Below are 19,675 nucleotides of genomic sequence, written 5' to 3' on the forward strand. Positions count from 1 at the left end.
CCGGACACTTTCCGCGGCATCGAGATTGACTCCTGTCCCAGCAGACACCAGATCCAGCATCGCAATACTCTCACCGGCTCTTGCCTGAACCGCCCCACCCGCGTCGAGGGTGCTCTCAAGCGTGATATTGCGACCCGCAGTGGCGTTCATCTGCCCACCAACGGTTACGCCGCCTGCCACCTCCAGGGATTCGCCGGCCGTCAGAGCGGCGGAGCCGCCCACAGCCATGCCGTCAGTGATCGCTATTCCAGCGTCCGCAGTAGCATCCGCATCCTCAGCCGATTCCAGTCGTCCGCCCGTGATATTGCCTCCGGCAGATAACAGCAGCTGTTCACCAGCAGCCAATCGCTCGAACTCAATGTCGACACCAGCACTCACGTTCTGATCACCGCCAGACTGGATGACATTGACCCGGACACTTTCCGCGGCATCGAGATTGACTCCTGTCCCAGCAGACACCAGATCCAGCATCGCAATACTCTCACCGGCTCTTGCCTGAACCGCCCCACCGGCGTCCAGGGTGCTCTCAAGAGTGATATTGCGACCCGCAGTGGCGTTCATCTGCCCACCAACGGTTACGCCGCCTGCCACCTCCAGGGATTCACCGGCCGTCAGGGTGGCGGAGCCGCCCACAGCCATGCCGTCAGCTATTGAGAGGCCTCTACCGGCGGCAGCGTCAAGGTCATTCCCTGCCGTGATGGCACCGCCGATGTCCAGTTCATCCGCAGTATCCAGAACAATATCAGCACCGGCATTCAGGCCATTGCCGAGCGTGATACTCCCACCCGCTTTGGCAATGATGTCCTGGCCTGCATCGATGCGTCCTGACGTGGCTCCGGATCCGCCGTCATATACCTCAACACGGATATCGCCCGCGGCATCCAGGTTGACGGTTCCCTCTCTGGCGAGCAGACCACCAAGCAGAATGTCGCCGCCCGAGCCATCGACCCCGAGCGTCGCCAGGGAAATACTCCTCCCTGCCTCGATAGACCCCTGGCGGGAATCAAAACTTCCCCCAAGGGCGATATTGATGTCCCGTCCCGCGCTGATTGTGTAACCCCGGCCGGCGTCAATGCGATCCAGGAACAGTTCGCCGCGCAAAGCCCGGGTAATCACGTCACGGCTGGCCCGAACCAGATTGCCGGTGATATTACCGTTCGCGGATTCAAGGAATATGTCACCACCCAGGTCAACCGTGTTGCTGTCCTTTCCGACTAGGGCCTGCCGGAAACTGATGTCGCCGTCGGAGACAAGCTCCACCCGGCCGTCCGCGCTAAGGTAACCCTCGGCCGCAGGATCCTTCTGGCCATGTGTCTGGGTACCTCTGGTGCGGATGCGAATCTCGGCGTCAGCGCTATCGGCGTTGGCAAATTCCACCGCCGCATCTGCGGCATCCACAATGACATTGCCGCTGACAGACTCAACCCGATGCAATTCAGCGTTCTGGCCGGCATTCACCACCAGATCGTTTTCGGAGGTAGCCTCCCTCACCGTGACATTGCCATTGGCAGCCAGGTTGATCACCGTACCGGCGTTCGCATTGCTCACGGCCAGGTTGCCGCCACCTGCCAGATCAAGGAAGGTCCGGGTCTCGACAATGCCGAGGGCCCCATTGCCGCCAAAGGTGCCGGCAATATCACCGTCGGTTGCCAACACAAGGTCGAGCGTCACGTCCGTCAGACTGTCGAAACGGATGATACCCTCCCGCGAGGCCAATCCACCGCCGGTCACCGTGTTCAGGAAAGACAAATACAGCGAGCCAGTCTCGCTAAGCACATAAGGCTCAGCGGATGCAATATTCAGGCGCTCATCAATACTGCCGATATCACCAACCGCGGTCAGCCTCAGCTGGCCACCGCTGGTGAACCGATGGTCCGGTCCATCACCCTGGATGGTGGTGGCGGTTAATGCCATGGCCCCAGCCGATTCCGCCTGCCCAATCAACAGGTCGTTGGCCTCGACCCCCAGCCAAACGTCGCCCCCGGCCTGCAGGTTCAGAGTCTCTCCCGCGCCGGTCAAGACATTCAGGCTGCGCGTGTAGGAACCAATGTTGCCATCCACGTTCAGGTTCACTGCCCCGCCCTGGATCACATTGATACCCGTGTCATCGAAGGCACCGACCAGGTTGCCGTCCGCAACGGACAACCAGATGCTATCTCCGGCAAAGGCCCGTCCCAGGCTCAGGTTGCCCTGTTGGTCCAGGTGCAGAGCCTTCGCCGCCCGGGCACTGAGGTCACCGGTGATCGCGGTCTGGATGGGTGCGGCCGCAGAACCAACATTACCGGTGGCGGACTCCAGGACGACATCGCGGCCGCTGACCACGGTCTGGCCCGGCCGAGCGGTGGTAATGGCGCCATCGGTGGCAATCCGGACGGAGCCGCCATCAACGTTATACAGGTTAAAGTCGGTTTCGCCGCCGAGGAAGATGTCCTCATCCGCGGTGGCCGTGATGGTTCCGCTGGCCTGAATATCCAGGTCTTCGCGCTGAATCACACGAATCAGCTTGGGGTTGTCCAAATCAAAGATGACGTCATCGAACTCCGCCGACGCCAGCGCCAGCAAATCGTCTTCGCTGATACCGTCGAGGCCATCGGTCACATCAATGACCACATCGTCCGCCAGGGTCCGGCCGATGTTAGCGGCACTCAGGGTCACGTTCTGGCCGATAATGTTGGCGTCTTCGTTGACCACCGATCCACCGGCGTCTTTTTCAATCAGGGCCCGGGATACGCTGTTGCGAAGCTGACTTTCGGTCCAGATGGCGCCATCGGCGACTTCCGTCAACACATCCGCATCGACTTCGTAAACAAAGGTTTCATCGTAGGCCGCGCCACCGAACTCTTCGTGAAGGTCGTGGTAGGCCTGGCTCTGACCCGCCTCGTAATCGGCCAACTGAGTGTCTGTCCAGCCACTGTCGTTCACCAGGAAGGCACGCTCAGAGCTGTCCAGGGTGTACCGATAGTCCGGATCATAATCCGCGACCACCAGATTGCCCGCCTCATCCCGGCTCAGGCGCAACTGCCAGTAACGCTCATAGCGAGCCTGGCCGGCGTTCTGCAGCGCTTCTTTTTGCTGCTCGAGCGACGCCTCCGCGCCTGCACCCAGAAGGTTGGCGTTGTTCCAGACGTCCAGCAATTCATCAGCCCGGCGCTCGTCGCGGACATCATTGGTGTTGGCATCAACGAGATCACCGTCGGCAACGGAGATGCTGACATCTCCACCCGCTGCAATCTCAACCACGCGGAGATCGCCAATCGTCTCGTTCAGCGTAATGTCGCCCTGTGCCGCAGCCGTCACAGTGCCGTCGCGGAACCGGGTCCGGTTACTGTTAATGTTAAATGCACTGCCGACGGCGCCAATCGAACCCGCCCGTGCGGTGAACGTCAGGTTGTTGCCCCGCACCAGAGAGTCAGGCCCAAGACCGACCAGGTTGCCCTGAGCTGAGAGCAACACATCGTTATTGCTGTCGACCCTGTCCACCAGGAGATCACCACGGATGGCATCCAGGTTGACATCCCCGATGGCGGTGATGGCGTTAAGGCCGCCTGCCCCGACATCAATCGCCAGCGTGCCCTCGTTTCCAATCCCGGTGAACGCATCAAGCTCGAGACGGTCGGCATCTATGACCACGTCCGAGCTGACCGCGTTGATGCTGCCATTGCTGGCAGCCAGGCGAGTAACGCCGTCGGCGTTGTTGAGCTCACCGGCCAGGGTCAGATCCGAATTGGTGCTAACAGAAAGACTGCCGCTGTCGTAACCACTGAAGGTGATGGCAATGTCGTGGTCCGCATCGACCACGTTCCTCGAAATACTGAACCCGCCCTTGGTTTCGGTGTACTCCTCGTAATAACGTTCCGTTATGCAGATCAGAACCCGGGTAACACACTCTGTCCAGGTGCTACGGTCGCCAGTGATCGGGTTTTCGCCGGTTTCAAACGGTTCACCGTCAAGTTCCGCCACATTGAAGTCAACGTATTCGGCGCCATCCATCGGCGTGGCGCTGCCCTGATCTACCCAATCCCCGATGGTAGTGCTGGTCGCTTCGCCGCCATCAATGAATCCAATGATGGTGTCCCAGTACTTGGTTATGACTCGCTTTTGTGAGGTCTTCTGACCCTCAAGCCAGACGTAATCCAGTCCTTCAGACGGCGAGTAGCTTGCCTGCCGGGTATTGCTGAGCGTCTCATTGAGGAACGCCTCTGTCCGGGCTATCTGGTCATACTTACCTTTGTAGATCTGAACATCGTCGCCCAGGCGGGTGTAGATGGTGCTGTTGACGACGGTCTCGCCGCCCTCAGCATCGGTGTCATTGATCCGCAGCACACCCTCGATGTCGTTACCCAGGCTGATGTCTGCCAGGCGCAGGTCCCGGCCGGTGGTGTTCTGGATATTCACCCGGCCATAACCATCCATCACCCGGATCTCACCGCCACCGGTGCTCATGATCTCACCAGTGAGTTCCATGTAACCGCCCGCCACATCCACTTCGTCCAGTACGATGCGTTCGTTGGCGTAGTCGTAGCGGAAGCCGATGATGCCTTCGCTCGGGTCGGAATCGGTAATGCGTACCCATTCACCCGCAACGGGGTTGGCCGGGCGATTACTGTCAATCAAGCCCAACGCAGCCTCATCAATCACCACCGACCAGTCTGCGATGCCCGACTGGATGGTGCCATTGATGTTCAGGTAACGCGCGCTGGCTACCAGATTATTCCCCGCAATGAAGGTCCCTGGGTCATAGCCGGCCGCATTAAAATCGGCACCGCGAGGGTCGTTGCCCACGTGCCGGAAACTGTCCACATAGCTCAACAGAATGTTGGCGCCAGCGCCGATGTCGAGGGAATCACCCCTGATATCACCCTGGATATACAGACTGCCCTGAGTGCTCTCCAGCTCAATGCTGCCTCCGAGATTCAGGATGTCCCCTTGCACAAAAATATCGGTGGGAAGAAGGCCATTGAACAGAGCATCCCCGGTTTCCGAGGTGTTTGGCAGATCCACATCTGACGGGTTGAAGGTGTTATTCACCGTAATCGACGGCGCATCCGAATTCGCGCCACTGATGAACTGGCCGAACGCCGCGCTGCCATGGTCGCCGGTATTCAGCGAGGCAAGGTCCGCGTTGGTTTCGACCAGCGAGTCGTTGAATGTGATGTCACCGGTGGAGTCGTTCGGGATTTCCAGACCATTGAGGCGCAGGAAGGCCGGGCTGCTGTTCTGGATCTCAATCGTGGCATCGCCGGGGGCGTTCAGTGAGCCCGAACCAACCAGCGCGTCACCCGTCACCTTGATGTTGCCGCCGCGGGCAATCACCGGGTCAACCTCGACAATCTGGATGGGCAGGTCTTGCGGCGCGATCAACCGGCCATTATTGAAGATTTTCTCCCGGTCGTAACCGAGCTCTTCCACATAGAAGTCCGCCAGGGCTTCCCTCAGCAGATTGATCTCAGACTGAAAGGCTGCCCTTTCGGTGGGTGAGGCTGCGTACTCCGCCTGCATGGCGGCGAGTTCGTCAATCCGGTCCTGGATAGTCTGGTTGTAAGAGCCCTCCACGATGCGGTAATTGATGCCATTAGTGCGCTCGTTTTCAACGATGACAATTTTGTCGTCTTCGATGGTGTAGCCCAGATCAAGGCGCTCGCGGTTGTGAACGCCCGCCCTGAGGGTACCGTTGACCGTAACCACTTCATCCGAGGTTGCTTCACTCACCCCGGTCACCGTCTGGAGGGAAATCTCCTCACCGCCCACCAGATCACTGATACCGTTGATGATACCCTCGACGGCCTGAGTTGCCAGATCGGTGCCGGTGCCCCGGCCAACCAGATCCTGGCGCCCTGGGCGCGCATTCAGGATGATGTCGCGAACGCCTTCTACCACACTGCCGCTTTCAATGGTTACCCGGGAACGGTTTTCCAGTTCAGTACTCGCGACCGGAGGATTATTCATCGCAAGCGCGGTGTTGTTCCACAGGTCGGTGCGGCCGGTGAGCTCATAACGCCCGTCTACGCCCTCGGAACTCATACCGGCGTTGAGCGTGACGTCGCCGTACCCCTTCAGGAATGAACCCGAACCGATGGTGACCGTGTTATCCGCTGTCATATCAAGATCAGTAAGGCCTGATGCAGCGCCCGAGAAGCCGTAGGTCTTGACGCTGACACCAATGTCGGCCCGCGCGTCGGTACGCGCACCCATGGCCAGCTCACCTACGGAGGTCAGATGGGCACCTTCACCAACTGACACATCGGCCACAGAAATCAGCGTGGCATAGGCTTCACCGCGACCATTGGGCAACACCGCGCCGGCATCGATCAACAGTCGGTCATCGATGTCAAAGGCCGTTTCAGCATCAACCTGGAATTCACCGGGCGCGCGCCAGTCGCCTGTGACATCCAGGGCGGCGTTGGTGCCAATGTTGACCAGACTGTTCAGTGTTACGTTGGTGGTAACCGTGGCTGCTGCTGCGTTGGCTATGCCGCCAGACCCGGTTGTGAGGTTGTAGCCATCACCGGTTTTCTTTGCCTCAGCCCGGCTGTCGATATCGATGTTCCGAGCGTCTACCCGGGCACCATCGGCAACAATTGCCTCCGCTGTCGCTTCCAAATCGTGGAAGGAGGTTCCGCCACTGGCGCCCAGGGCTGATGCCTGAACCGTACTGACCTGGGCGTTGAAGTCAGACGTGTGGCTGGCATTGATGGCCAGCCGGTTCAGTATGGCAAGACCACGGTTAGCCAACTCAGCCGTCGTTGTGCTGGTGTCGCTGGTATTGGCTGTGGTGGACGCACCCGCAATCAGACCGCCGCTTCCGGCTTCGGCATCAATACGGTTGCGAGTTTCGCTGTCAGCCAGGATCGTCAGGTTATTGCGGACGGGAAAATCAAGAGCACCGCCAAAACGTGCTGTGGTGGTGCCATCGGCCGTCGCACTGGCTTTGTTGGTGCCGATAGACCCGGCAAGCCCCACCGCGAAGCCATCGGCTTTGGCGTACTGCCCACTGGTATTGGCCGCGCTGACCTCAACGTTGCCAAACACAGACACCGTCGCATCCAGAACCGCCGCCACATCGGACGAGCCAATGGCGTTGGCTTCAGTGGCGCTGTTGCCAACACCAATACCGCCGGACGAGCCCTCGGCAATGGCTTCCGCGCTGTTGGCACTGCTACTGGTTTTATCAACACTGGCGTTGACCGACACGCCGCCGATACCGTCAACAACGCTGTCACCATCCACGGTGGAGCCCACATCCGCGCTGGTCTGCGCGTTGGCAATGGACGCCCCGATAGACAGGCCGCCGGCAAAGTTGACGCCCTGTGAATACGCGGTGGTATCGGTGGTGGCGCCGGCAATCACCTCCAGCCCGGCGCCCTGAACCTGCAGCTTGCTGTTGTAAACTCCGGCGTGAACGCTGGTGCTGTCCAGAGCGGTTGAATTCACGCCCGAACCGGCGGCTGCAAGGCCGCCGGCCGCTGCGATGGCATGGACATCCACCGCCCCGGAAGACAGCGCCTCTACCCGGGTACCAAAGCGGTCATCGTATGTGCCGTTTTCGATCCTGGCGTCGACATCACTTTCCTTGCTGCCGGTCGCCACCACCACCCCGACAGCCGCCGCGCCGGCTGTCGCGCCAACGGCATCCACCTCGACGGATGTGGCGTCTTCGGCTTTGACCGCCACGGTTGAATTCGTAGCGCCACCCGCACTGCGGGAAACCGTTCCAGAAACCCTTGCGTGCACCAGGTTGTCGATACGGCTGTCAACCACCGAGGCCCCAAGGCCCACCAGCCCCGCGCCACCGGCGACCGCCGTGGACCACAGGGCATGGTCGTAGTCGTCACTGGCCAGCGCGTGAGCCTCGACCGCAAGATTACCCCGCAGATCAAGGGTCGAAGCGCCGGTCACTTCGGCGATAACCGTGTTGAACGCCCGATCAATAACAACGGCACCGCCAGCGCCAATCCCGCCGGCACCGGCGGCTCCTGCAGTCGTCAGAATGCCGGTTTTATCCGTTGCGGTTACCGAAACATCCCGAGCCCGAATCGCCGAGTCGTCAACCCTTGCGGTTGTGGTATCCGCCAGTGCGGCATCAGTGCCGGCATAAACGTCATAGATTGCATTGGCCGAGATCGCCTCAGACTCGCCAGCCGCCAGGAACTCTGACGCCGCGGCATCGCGATCTGCATTGGCAAGAACGTTCAGCTCATTCAGGGTACCCGCGTCGTCTTTGTTCAATTCCTGGTTGGCATCACCCCGGTCGCCATTACCAATAAAGGTGACCGAAAGCGCACCGGAAATACCGACGGTGCCACCAGCCCCCGCAGCCACGCTGACGGAGTCGACGGTGGTGTTGCTCAGCGCATCGACTGCAACATCGCCCGTTGTTTCGAGACGGCTGTTCTCGACGGAAGCGGCAACGGTGGAATGCACAACAGACACGTTACCACCTGCACCCACGCCAATCCCGGCAGCAGAAGCGCCGATACCCAGAGCACCGGCCAGGCTGTTCACATCGATATTGTCTTCGGCGGCCACCCGGATTGCTCCGGTGGTACCCGCATTACCCACATCGGCATCCCTGACACGGGCAATGGTTCTGTTCTCTCCGACGGTGGCCGCCACACTGCCGGCCACACCCACGGCGCCAGCGCCTGAGGCGCCCACTGCAACCGTATCGATCTTGCTGCCGGTACGGGCCTCAACTGTAGTTTCACCGCTGACGTCAATCGCGCTGCGCTCGCCGGCACCGCTGCTGCCCCGCGTACCGCCATCAATAGACGCTTCGGTGGTCAAAGAGCTGATCGCCAGGTTCATAGCCCCCGCGACAGCAACCGTACCGGCACCGCTGACAGCACCGGCTGCCAGCAGCAGTTGGTTGTCAGACTCTGCGTTTACACTCAGCCCGCCAGCGGCCACCGAAACACCGCTATCCAAGTAAGCGAGCGTGGTGGCATCGTGAAGTGCGAAGGTACCGCTGCCGGCGGCAACCCCACCCGCACCGCCAGCTGCGCCGGCAGACAGCACCGTTGAACCGATGCCGGTATAGGCGTCGACGGTGACATCACCGGCTGCACTTGCGTCAGCATCACTCAGGAACGCTTCGGTCTGGCGGTTCACAATATCCGCCACCAGCACGCCAGTACCGGCACCGCCACCACTGCCGGCGATACCCAGTCCCATGTTGCTGGTATAGGCATGGCTGGATGCGCGCACATCCAGTTTCTGGGCGGCATCGGCACCGGTTTCGGCATTAATTGCTGCACTGGAGACGCCGGCTCGTGTACTACCACCGACGATATTGGTGGTACCCGTGGCCGCGCCGGCACCGGTGCCGGAACTGAACCCAGCGGTTACCGCCAGCGTAGACACGCTCTGTAAAGACTGGGCATTGACCGCAACACCGCGGACCTTATGGGAACTGCCATTGAGGTCAGTGGCGGTCAGATCGGCAAGCTCCTCCAGGGCCAGCAGTTCTGGCTTCTCGGCCAGGCGGCCGTCGGCCACCTCAAGACCGTTCGGGTCACCCAGCGCCAGGGCACTGACCGACGTGTCCGGCCCGGCGATCAACGCCTCAGTGTTGGCCAGCATATGATTCACAACCAGCGACGCGCCGCCGCCAAAGTTGCCAGAACTTACCCCAGCGGCACCGGCAAACACTTCCAGAACGTCATTGTTGCCCGCCAGCACACCCACATTATTCTGGGCCACCACCTGGGCGCCACCGGCAATCTCAGCCAGAGTGTTGGTGTTGAGCAGGTTCACCGACACAGAGCCGCTCAATCCATCCGTACTGCCTACCGAGAGGCCCGCCGAAACCGTGCCAATCCGGGCATCTGATTGCGCCTGAACCCGCAGATCAGCAACGTTGAGCTGCCCGCCCTGAACAGACGCTTCGATATCATTACCAATCCGGTTGACTGCCACGGCTGCGCCAACGGCTGACGCGCCGCCCTGGATGGCGCCTGCAAGGCTGTCAATCGTGCTGTTATCGGCCGATGTGACAAAAACGCCTGCAGCTTCATTAGTCAGCCGGGCGTCTTCAACTCGCGCACTGACCGAGTTATTGATAAAACTGTTGGCATTTGAAATACCTAGCGAAAGCCCAGCAGCACCACCGGCAGACGCACCCAGCGTTTTGATCTCCGAGTGACCACTGGTGTTAACCGCCAGCGTATCAGTTTGAAGAAACTCTGTGCCCTCAACCCCTGCATCGTAGGCGCCGGTGATGGTATTGGTGGCCGATGCCAACCCGACACCCGCGGCACCACTGGCCGTTACAGCACCGGCCAGCGACCAAATACTCGCACGGTTGTCTTCGGTACCCGTGCGCACCATTGCTGCCACATCGCCAGCCGTCACCTGGCCGGTATTGATCAGAGCACTTGTGCCCAGGGTCATGATGTTGACACTTGCGGAACCGGCAAGCGCGACACCTTCCTGGTCTGCCGCGACCGAACCCGCTACCGCGATAGAGGCAATGTCCGCGTCTTGATCAGCCGTGACAGACACTCTGCCTTTATCACTGAGCACGCCGCCGTCGGTGACGACGGTGTTGCCGCCCAGTTCGGCAGAAACGGTGCCGCCAATTTCGTTGTAACTGGCCGAAGCGCCAACCGCCGCCTGACCGCCCGCACTCACGGCCACGTTGCCCGCCAAAGAGAAGAAGTTGCCATCGCCCGCCGCACTCACGGACACGTTATCAGCCTCCAGGGAGCTCTGCCCCAGCACCCGGGCGGCGACCTCCGTGCTGCTAAGCGTGATCGCGCCAGAGCCCATGGCCGACACGCCGTTGCCGCCAGAGACGCTGGCACCGGCCGCCACACCAATGGCCTGCCGTGAATTGCGGGCCGACACGTCCACGTCGCCGTCGGTGGCCGTCACGTCCGCATCGCGAATTTCCGCCACATAACTGCCGCGCAGGTCGGTGAAACCAATCGAGGCACCGGCCGCCGCATTGCCGCCACTGACGCTGAACGAACCGGCGAAACCCAGGACTACTTCGCCGGATGCCAGGCCCTCGGCGTCCAGGCTCAAGCCGGTCTGATTCTCATCAAGCCCCAACAGCGCGCTGCCATTGAAATCGTCCGCCGAACCGGCGGTATCCATGCGGAAAAGGTTTTCCGGTACCGCAGTTCCGGAGTCGCTGCGAGCAGTGACCGTCACGTCACCTGAGGCGTCGACCGTAGACGTTGCAAGCAACTCGTCATAATCCACCACTTCCGGCGTTTCAGAATCACCGTCGTGGTCTTCCGTGCCATACATCCCCGTGATTCCGGCTTCCAGGTCGCTGTCGACGGTGAGAATGTAGACCGAACCGGCCCCGGAAGCAGCGCTGCCCGTCGCAACGCTGCCGCCAAAGGCGCCACCCAGGATGCGTGCGGCGCCCAGGGCGCTCACGCCTACCTCATCAAACCCGGTCAGGCTGCTGCCGCGGATCATGGCACTGACGTCGTTATCAATCCTGCCGTAAGTGGCGGCCAGGCCAACGCTGCCACCAGAGCCTGAACCCAGGTTCAGAGCCAGCGAGCCCCCGCCGGTTAGGATTCTGGAACGGTCATAACCGGTGACAGTGGCGTTGCTGTCATCACCCTGGCCTTGCAGATCACTGCCCTCGATCTCCGCATCGAAATCGGATGAAACAGAAGCCACCGACAACGAACCCGCGCCGCTGACGCCGCCACTCGATGAGGAACTGGCGGACATGGCCAGCCCGATCGACAGAATGTCGCCGGAACCCGCAGCCAGAATATCCAGCAGGTTGACCTGACCATCCACACCGTAAAGCCCGGCACGGACTTCATTATCTATATCGTTAAAAGCAGCTGATGCTGCCACGGCAGCAGCACTGCCGTTACCACCGGCAATTGCAATGGCCGCGGCACCGGCTGCGCTGATCTGATCTACATCACCAATCGCCCGTACGTTAACGTTGCTGGCGGCATTATCACGGCCGCTGATCAGCGAGGTATCCCGTACCTCGGCTATGGTGTCCATCTGCGCCATGTTCAGGGTGACGGACCCGGCCCCGGCAATGCTACTGCCGGGCTGACCACCTGCGGCTGCACCGAACGCTCTGCCAGCCTCGGAAAGCGCTGCCGTGAAGCTGCCATTCTGGGCTCTGGTCGCGGTGGCTGACGGAGAGGGTGTCGGTGGTTGCGGCGTACCGCTGGCTGGCGAGTTAACGGCAACGGCGCCTGCAGCGGCGATAACGCCCACTGTGCCCTGGCTGGTGGCATCCACGTTCAGGTCGTCTACCACCAGGCCGGCAGTTTCACCGCCTGCAACCGGCACATCAGCCGGGGTTGAGCCGGCTTCCTCGCCTTCGTCCAGCGCCCGGTCGTCGCTGTTGTCACCGATATAAGCGCGAGTATCGCTGTGAACATCGTTGTAGGCGAAAGCGATGCCAACGGCCGTTTTCGACGAACTGGAGCCATCGGTGCTTGGCGGCGCAATGGCCACGGCTCCGCCGATGGTCCACAGATTCACGCTGTAATCAGCACCCAGATTGACCTCTCTGGCCTCAACTCTGGCGCCGTGGTGGATGCTCGCCCGGGTGCTCGCATCCACGTTGGCGTAACTGACAATACCGTTGCCAGCAATGCTTTCACCCTGACCCGCAGACGGTGCCACCACGTACATCAGCTCCGTGGTGCTCGCGTTAACATTCAGATCCGTAGTAGTTATGAGCGCACCATCGCCAATACCCGCGATGGTACTGCTGGCAAATTCTGTCCAGCCAACTGAACCACCGAGGGAGTTGCCAGAGGGCGAGTTGCGGGCGGTAATCCAGGTCAGGAACGATACGTTACCCGTGACACCCGCCGTTTCAGAGAAAGAACGGGCATCAATGTCCACGCCACCGCCCCAGTTCCAGTCGTCAACAAAACTCAGGTCGTGGTCATCCTCGCCCTCGGGCGGGTCAAACGGAACCGCAAACTCGCTGGACCAGTCTTCATCGACACCGGTGGTGGTGAGCTTCGCGCCTTCGCCGACCCAGGCTTTAGTGTCGTGGCTGGCGAAGGTGCCATTGAAGCTGCCATAGGCAGCGGTAGAGGTGTCGCCGGTTTGTGCGACGCTGTTGGCATAGGCGTTGGCGTAGCTGGTCAGCAGGTTATCAGCGAGGCCAAAGTTCTCGAGCGCCGCCACGTCTGGGTCTAGGTAAAGCTGCGCGATCTCATTGATAGCCGCGAAGAAATCCTGAGGGCCGTCCCAGTCCTCCGGATTGAAGGTCGACAAAATCTCATCGTAGTCGTTGTCGATCGGTAAGGCACTGCGCGCGCCTACGCCGATGTTACGGGCGGTGATATCCGCACCGTCGCCAATGATCGCCTGGCTGGAGTGGAGATAGTCGCCATAGGTGAAAGCAACGCTCCCAGCCACTCGGGCACCGTCTTTCTCGGACAGCGAATTCGCACGGCTATCGGCGATGCTGCGAACACCCTGATTGACCACCCGGGAGCGCACCGACACGTTGCCGTCAGCGTTCAGAGACACACCCTCGCCGATCTCTGCACGGGCATTCTGCTGGCTGAACGTCAGGCTGGTGGCGGCGGCGATTCTCAGATCGGCCGGCTGGCCAGTCCTGCTGACCTGGCCCTGCACAAACGCATTAATGCCCTGGCTCCGCTGGCGCTTACTGCCGACCAGGTAGTCGATGGCATTGAAACCATTCTGGACCTCGGCCTTGGTGACCCGGGCATCGCTCAGGTTGTCTGCAACCACATCCAGCGAGTTAAGGCCGGCGTCGTCCGCCATACTGGCATTGAACGCAGCATGGGCATTGGTGTTCCAGGCCGAGATGGCCAGCGTAAGCGCACCCTGAGACGGCGCGTTCGCCGCTGTGCTGCCTGCCGAGCTGCTGGCTTCAGTGACAAACGTGTCGAGATTGCTGGCGCGCACTTCAACGTTCTCCGCCGCCAGCTGCACGTTGTTGCCTACCGTTGCCTCGGTATCGGTGGCGGCGACACCAATGGCCAGCGAAAACGCACCAACAGTGTTGCCGGCATTGCCCCGCTTTGCCCGCTCAATCTCCGCCTCGGAGGCTAACTCAAGGGTATTCCGGCTTTCGGCAACAACTGCCAGATCGGCCGCGTTCACCTCGGCATTGCCCGAAATCCGCGCGGCGCTGGTACCAGACACTTCGCCGTAAATGACACCAACCCCGAACGGAGGCAGCGAAGCGGTCGCCAAGCCGCCGGTACCGCCGATCGACTTGCGTTGTGCGTCCGCCGTCACGTTCACATTGCCGCTGGCGTCGAGCAGCGCACCGTCACCAATCTCGACCACCGCATTGCTGTTGACGATCGCCGTTGTGATCGGGAAACCCAGCGCCAGCAGGTTTGTGATATCCCAGGGATCATCAAAACTCTCGAGGGCATTGCCCTGAATGTCTTCAGACTCAATGTCTGCTATTTCCTCGGCAACCGTCAGCGCGCTGGTCGGATCCGCAGGGTCCAGGGATGACAACCAGCCGAAATCCACTTCACCGATGGCAATGGCTGAAACATCAATGTTGCCGCCCCGCAGGGCACCGTTCACTGTGACATCGGCATTGGCGGTTGATACGCCCGCAAATTTCACATCCGAGGCCCGTGCCTCCAGAGTGATATCACCGGCTTCGCCCACCGGACCACTGTATCCGTCGCGGTCAACATAGCGGGCATCGAGCACAGCCCCGGCTTCCACGTTGATGGAGACATCCGCAGTCTGGGCAAACCTCACCGTGTTGGTAACATTGCCGGCGCTGGTAAAGTATTCACCGGGGTTCTGGGATTCACAGATGTTGCAGGTGAAGTTGTCACCGGAGAGCAGGTTGATATCACCCGCGGTAAAGCCATCGGTGGCAAAGGTCAGGATCTTCGCCTCCCCTTTCACCGTGATGTTCGGCGCCTGCAGGGTGACGTTGCCGGAATCGCCCTGTGATGCGGTGGTGTACAAATCCGCTGCTGCTGCGTCACCCAACCCTGCCGGATTGTCCGAAAGGTCGCTGGCCGGGTTTATCGAAACGGCCTCTTTCGTGCTGTCGATGCGCCGGGTATTAATGGTGGCGCCTGCCTCGATGGTTACCTGATCGCCGGCGTTAATCAACACATCGCCGCCGTTGGTGTAGTAGGCGGTGGATGCCAGGGCAACGTTGGCGTTGCCAACAATGAATTCCCCGACGGTCTCTCCGGACAGGTCGGCATTCAGGCCGGTCAGGGACAGATTGTTGCCGGAAGTTTCCAGCCGTCCGCCGTCTCCTGTTGCACCTGCCGAGGCATCCAGCAGCGCAGTGCCGTCCACCGTGTTGGTTCCCAACGCTTCCATGGCAATGTTTCCACCATCACCGCCATTATCTGCGCCTGCTGCACGAACCGACGCAGAGGCGGTAATGTTGATCTCCTGCCGTGAGGTCAGGGTAACGTTACCGCCATTGCCTAAAGCGCCACGGCCAGAGGCGGACAGATCACCGTCCAGGTTAATGTTGCCAGCGGCGGCAAGATCAATCTGACCGCCGTTGCCGCCGTCCACCGCGCCGTCGGCACGTACCTCTCCGTCAGCGCCGACCGTCACGCTACCTTCCGCCGCAATGGCAACCTGGCCACCCCGGCCACGGGATTCGGCCGAAGACGCATCCGCCAGCCCGGTTACCGAAACATCTCCGGAACCCAGAATGGCAATGCTGCCATCCCTGACATCAATGTCGGTGCCCACCTTCAGGCCTTCTGTATTCACGGTCGCCTCAAACAGGGCTGCTCTGGCATCGTCCGTTGCCGCCCGCAGAGACCCGCTAACGGCAACGTCCGTGCCATAAATGGCAATCGTGGAGGCGCTGTTGATGGTACCTTCAATCGATATTATGCCGGTGTCGGATTGCGGTGCATTGCCGCCCAGCAAATCAGAGACTGCCTCATCACCGATGACACCATCGGGATTGATCAGTTCATCCATGAAGCCCTGGGTCGGGGTGGCAAACAGCACACTGCCTACATTCAGAACGCCCTGACCACCAACAACAATTCCGTGGGGATCGGCAAACACAATGTGGCCACCAATCTTCCCATCCATCAAACCATTAAGTGTGCCGTCGATCACCGCCTGGGTGTCGTGAACCAGGTTAATCAGGTTGCGCGTTTCTGCGGGGAGATGAAGGTTGACGGTATTGCCGGCTGCAACCTGAAAGTGGTTAAAGCTATTGAAGCCGCTGTTACCCCGGATAGTGTTTGTGCGAATGTCCGTAAAGGATCCACTTACATCCACAGTCGTGTCCGTGCGGCCACTGATTTCGATGGTATTGGCCGCTACCTTTACCCCGGGCGCAATGCCAAGCGCCGCCACAATGGCGGACGCCAGGGGATGCTTGACTGAAGGGAAATCAAGCCTGCCAAACCGCCGGCCCTCCCGTTTTTGTTGACGAACGGGGAGGTGCCTGGAGCGTACATTCATGGCGCAAGTCCTTTACTGGGTTAACCCTGTCTGGCGTCCCGGCGGCAGGTTTGGGTACTGCGTGTCAGCACAACAAAATTACAGCCAACGCCCCTGTCATCATCGAATAGATGACTTTTCACATTATTAAAACGATAAAGCGACCATCTGGTCGGTTTGAATTACACCTTGAGAGATACCTGTCGACAATCTTAATTCGATGAACGACAATTCCGGCTCGATAAACAACATCATTTGGGTATGCGCATGCCCTCTACCTTTCATCATTCTGACTGGGCCGCGGTCACTGAAGCGCTGCTGAGCAAGCCTCGCCGGCAGGCCGTGGATCAGATCCTAGAGCGTTTGGGTCGAGCTTGTTGTGTGGATCGGGTCTGGATCATCCGCTATAACGACGCCTTCACACATTTCTGGAATGTCCAAGAATGGGTGCGCCCCGGCGTGCCGCAGTTTGTCCACGATCTGCAGGGCATACCGGTCAGTCTAGGCCACTGGCTCCACCAGAATTTGCAGCAAGGGCGCACCTGCGTCATCAACGATCTGCGGGAAATGCCTCGTTCGGCCAGTGTGCTGCGCAAGGAGTGGGAGCGACAGGGTATTCGGAGCCTTCTGGCCGCGCCGGGGCTATGGGAGGGCAGGCTGGTGCTACAGGTCGGTTTCGATTGCGTACATGAGCAGCGCGCTTGGGCACCTGCGGATATCGAGTTGCTGAGCGCTGTCACGCAGGTTCTCACCGTTGCTCTTTATGGAAATCGGGGGCAGACTGCTGAGGACTCAATGGATTTCCCGCCTTGCGTGCCCACAGAGCCTCGGGCAGTTTTGCGCAGGTTCCTGGCTCATGAAGCGAGAGCGCTGGAGGATCTTCTCGTCGTCCGTGTCTCCGGAGACTATTCTTATTTGAGGTTCCGCGATGGCCATGAGGCCGTGGAGCTCCGCAGCCTCAAGTACTGGGAGTCCGGTCTGCCTCGGGAGCTATTCTGCCGAGTGCATCGCGGGGTACTGGTGAACCTGCGTGAAATCGATCGCCTGAGTCGCTCTGGCGGACACTGGACGCTGTACCTGAAGGGCCTGCCCGAGCCGTTGCCGGTGGGGCGACGTTATCGGGATGTCCTGAAGCATCATCTGGGCATTTAATGCGGGGTTAGATAATGCCTTTATCCTAAGCTGTAGTGGTCAAAGGTGTCAGAAACTAGCCCGAACAATCCAAAGATCCGAGTGTTCACTTTTTTTTAGTTACTGCCCTGGATGCAGCTCGATCACAAAGCGGACATTCTGGTCCGACGCCTGGAAAACCGCTTGCATGCCTGGCGTATGGGCAAACCGACCGTCAATCTCTTCAACGATCCGGCCGCGGCAACTTGGGTAGCATGGCCTCCATGTCAATCGTGTAGGTAGCGAAAAAAGCTTCCGCCGCTTCAATCAGAGCCGCCTCGGTTTTGAGTATTCCAAGATAAACCGGCCACTCGCCGTCGATCAGTTCCGTGCTGTAACGCTCCGGATCGACATCCCCCAACTGTGCCAGAAAACGGAACTCCATTTCGTTCATGACGATGTAATCGCACCTTTTGCGCAGAAACATGAGCAGCATCTGCTGGGCGTTGTAGGCGTCATGGCGAACCAGATCGCTCCCGATCCGCCGCTCGAGTCGATCACTGTAGACAAACCATCTGCGAAGACAGATGCCTCCCTTGAGGTCATCGAAGGCGTCCGGTTGTCGGCCAGGTTGTGCAAACACGCGGTCACGCCAGGTTAACAGCGGCCCTACGGCATGCATTTGGTCCGGCAAAGGCATCCATAGCGGGTTGGCGAAAACCGCGTTGGCCAGTCCTCGTTTCAGCGCCCAGGCTTGGCGTTTACGCGCCATCGGGAGGAAATCAGCTGCGATACCGGTCTGTATGGTGAACTCATTGATCACCTCGACCAAAATGCCCTCGTTGAGGCTGTTGCCGTAATAAAACGGGAGAAAGCTCTCGTCCGAACCCATAATCTTGAGTGTTTGGGAAGAAACTGGAAGGAACCAGAATGCCATGATGATAAACAGGCCTATTCTCATTCGGTCCTCGCTGAAATGATCAGTCGGGCAAGGCCGTCGCTTGCCCGACTCTGCCTTGCTGGTTAAAGACAGTTTGGCTCGAATTCTGGCTACATACCATGAGAAAGTCGATGTCGCTGCAAAGTCAGCTTTACCCACAAAAACTGTGGATAACTTTGTGGGAACAGCTCGGATAGGTGCCTTCAGCCCTGCAATGGCAGGGCCTCAGCAATTGTGGCGTTTTAATGACCGGCCAGCGAATAAACAGCCTTGTCAGGCTAGCGAATACCCTTCGACTGCAGCCACTGACTGATCTGTGCCTGATTCATGGCGCCGCTCTGGCGGGCCACTTCCCGGCCGTTCTGGAACAGGATCATGGTAGGGATACTGCGAATACCAAACTGGCTGGCCGGGCCCTGGGCCTGTTCGGTATTGAGCTTGGCAAAGCGCACTTTGCCCTGCCAGTCTTTCGCGGCCTGCTCAAACTGGGGCGCCATCATTTTGCAGGGGCCACACCAGCTTGCCCAGAAGTCCACCAGCACCGGCAGATCACTGCGCCCGGTATGGGCAGCGAAACTCTGATCTGTAAGTTCCAGCACCTGATCCGGCCACAGCGGCTGTTTGCAGGCGCCGCAATTTCCACCGGATGACAGTTTATCAACAGGTACGCGATTGACCTTGTGACAGTGGGGACAGACCAGGTGTCGGATGTCAGTCATGATTGATTTCCCTCAGTGTGAGTACTGGTAGAAATGATCAGGGCGGACGGAGAGAAATCAAGCGGCGCTTGTCACGCCCTTATCGCCAGACCGACCCGACGATAAAAGCCGCCGCTAGAAATCGGACATTACGTCCTGGAGATCCCGTTTGAGCTCTTCCGGCTCGGTTATCCACACAGTTTGATCAAGGCCAGGAAACACGCCGACATCTAGCCCGTCTCTGGTCAGACCCGGCACCCACTTGCGGAAGAAATCTGGCAATGAAATGCTGCGGGGCGTCAGTTCATCGCCGCCGTTGGCATATTCGGAGGCAAACGCCGAAGCCGGCCAAACAGGCAGGTACTCCACGTCGCCATCATCCGAGGCGATCTTGAGGAACCGGCTCTCGCTGTTAACCAGAATCCAGATTTCCCGTTCCTCGGCCACCTGGCTCAGGAAGTAGTCGTACCGCTCTTCACCATCCATTTCGATTACTTGATTGAGGTCTTCACTGCTCATGTCAGGTACGCCA

The 19,675-nt window shown here is 59.8% G+C and carries 5 protein-coding genes; 1 reads left to right on the top strand and 4 read right to left on the bottom strand.

Features of this window, described 5'->3' with window-relative positions; genetic code table 11:
- Positions 1-16,416 (bottom strand): leukotoxin LktA family filamentous adhesin (locus tag ACESMK_RS06870; RefSeq protein ID WP_372996578.1); only part of this gene is annotated, 16,416 nt, incomplete at its 3' end.
- Positions 16,417-16,662: 246 nt separating this feature from the next.
- On the opposite strand from ACESMK_RS06870, the gene ACESMK_RS06875 reads away from it, so the two are divergent.
- Positions 16,663-17,547 (top strand): LytTR family transcriptional regulator DNA-binding domain-containing protein, encoded by an 885-nt coding sequence (locus ACESMK_RS06875; protein ID WP_372996579.1) that lies wholly within the window; start codon positions 16,663-16,665, stop codon positions 17,545-17,547.
- Positions 17,548-17,749: 202 nt separating this feature from the next.
- Here ACESMK_RS06875 and ACESMK_RS06880 read toward each other — a convergent pair whose 3' ends face one another.
- The 3 genes from ACESMK_RS06880 to ACESMK_RS06890 form a co-directional block, all read right to left on the bottom strand.
- Complete coding sequence (locus tag ACESMK_RS06880) at positions 17,750-18,466, bottom strand: polar amino acid ABC transporter substrate-binding protein (RefSeq protein ID WP_372996581.1); 717 nt, start codon at positions 18,464-18,466, stop codon at positions 17,750-17,752.
- A 257-nt stretch (positions 18,467-18,723) separates the two neighbouring features.
- Entirely contained in the window at positions 18,724-19,164 is a 441-nt protein-coding gene (trxC, locus tag ACESMK_RS06885) for a thioredoxin TrxC (RefSeq protein ID WP_372996583.1), read from the bottom strand.
- 114 nt (positions 19,165-19,278) lie between these two features.
- Positions 19,279-19,662, bottom strand: a complete 384-nt coding sequence (locus ACESMK_RS06890; RefSeq protein WP_372996585.1) for a DUF2750 domain-containing protein — start codon at positions 19,660-19,662, stop codon at positions 19,279-19,281.
- Between the last annotated feature and the right edge of the window lie 13 nt (positions 19,663-19,675).

This window comes from Marinobacter sp., assembly GCF_041687235.1.
Lineage (GTDB): Bacteria > Pseudomonadota > Gammaproteobacteria > Pseudomonadales > Oleiphilaceae > Marinobacter.

Excerpts from the sequence above, each read along its gene's own strand:
- ACESMK_RS06875 (WP_372996579.1), top strand. The coding sequence starts at position 16,663 with ATGCCCTCTACCTTTCATCATTCTGACTGGGCCGCGGTCACTGAAGCG.
- ACESMK_RS06880 (WP_372996581.1), bottom strand. The coding sequence starts at position 18,466 with ATGAGAATAGGCCTGTTTATCATCATGGCATTCTGGTTCCTTCCAGTT.
- trxC (WP_372996583.1), bottom strand. The coding sequence starts at position 19,164 with ATGACTGACATCCGACACCTGGTCTGTCCCCACTGTCACAAGGTCAAT.
- ACESMK_RS06890 (WP_372996585.1), bottom strand. The coding sequence starts at position 19,662 with ATGAGCAGTGAAGACCTCAATCAAGTAATCGAAATGGATGGTGAAGAG.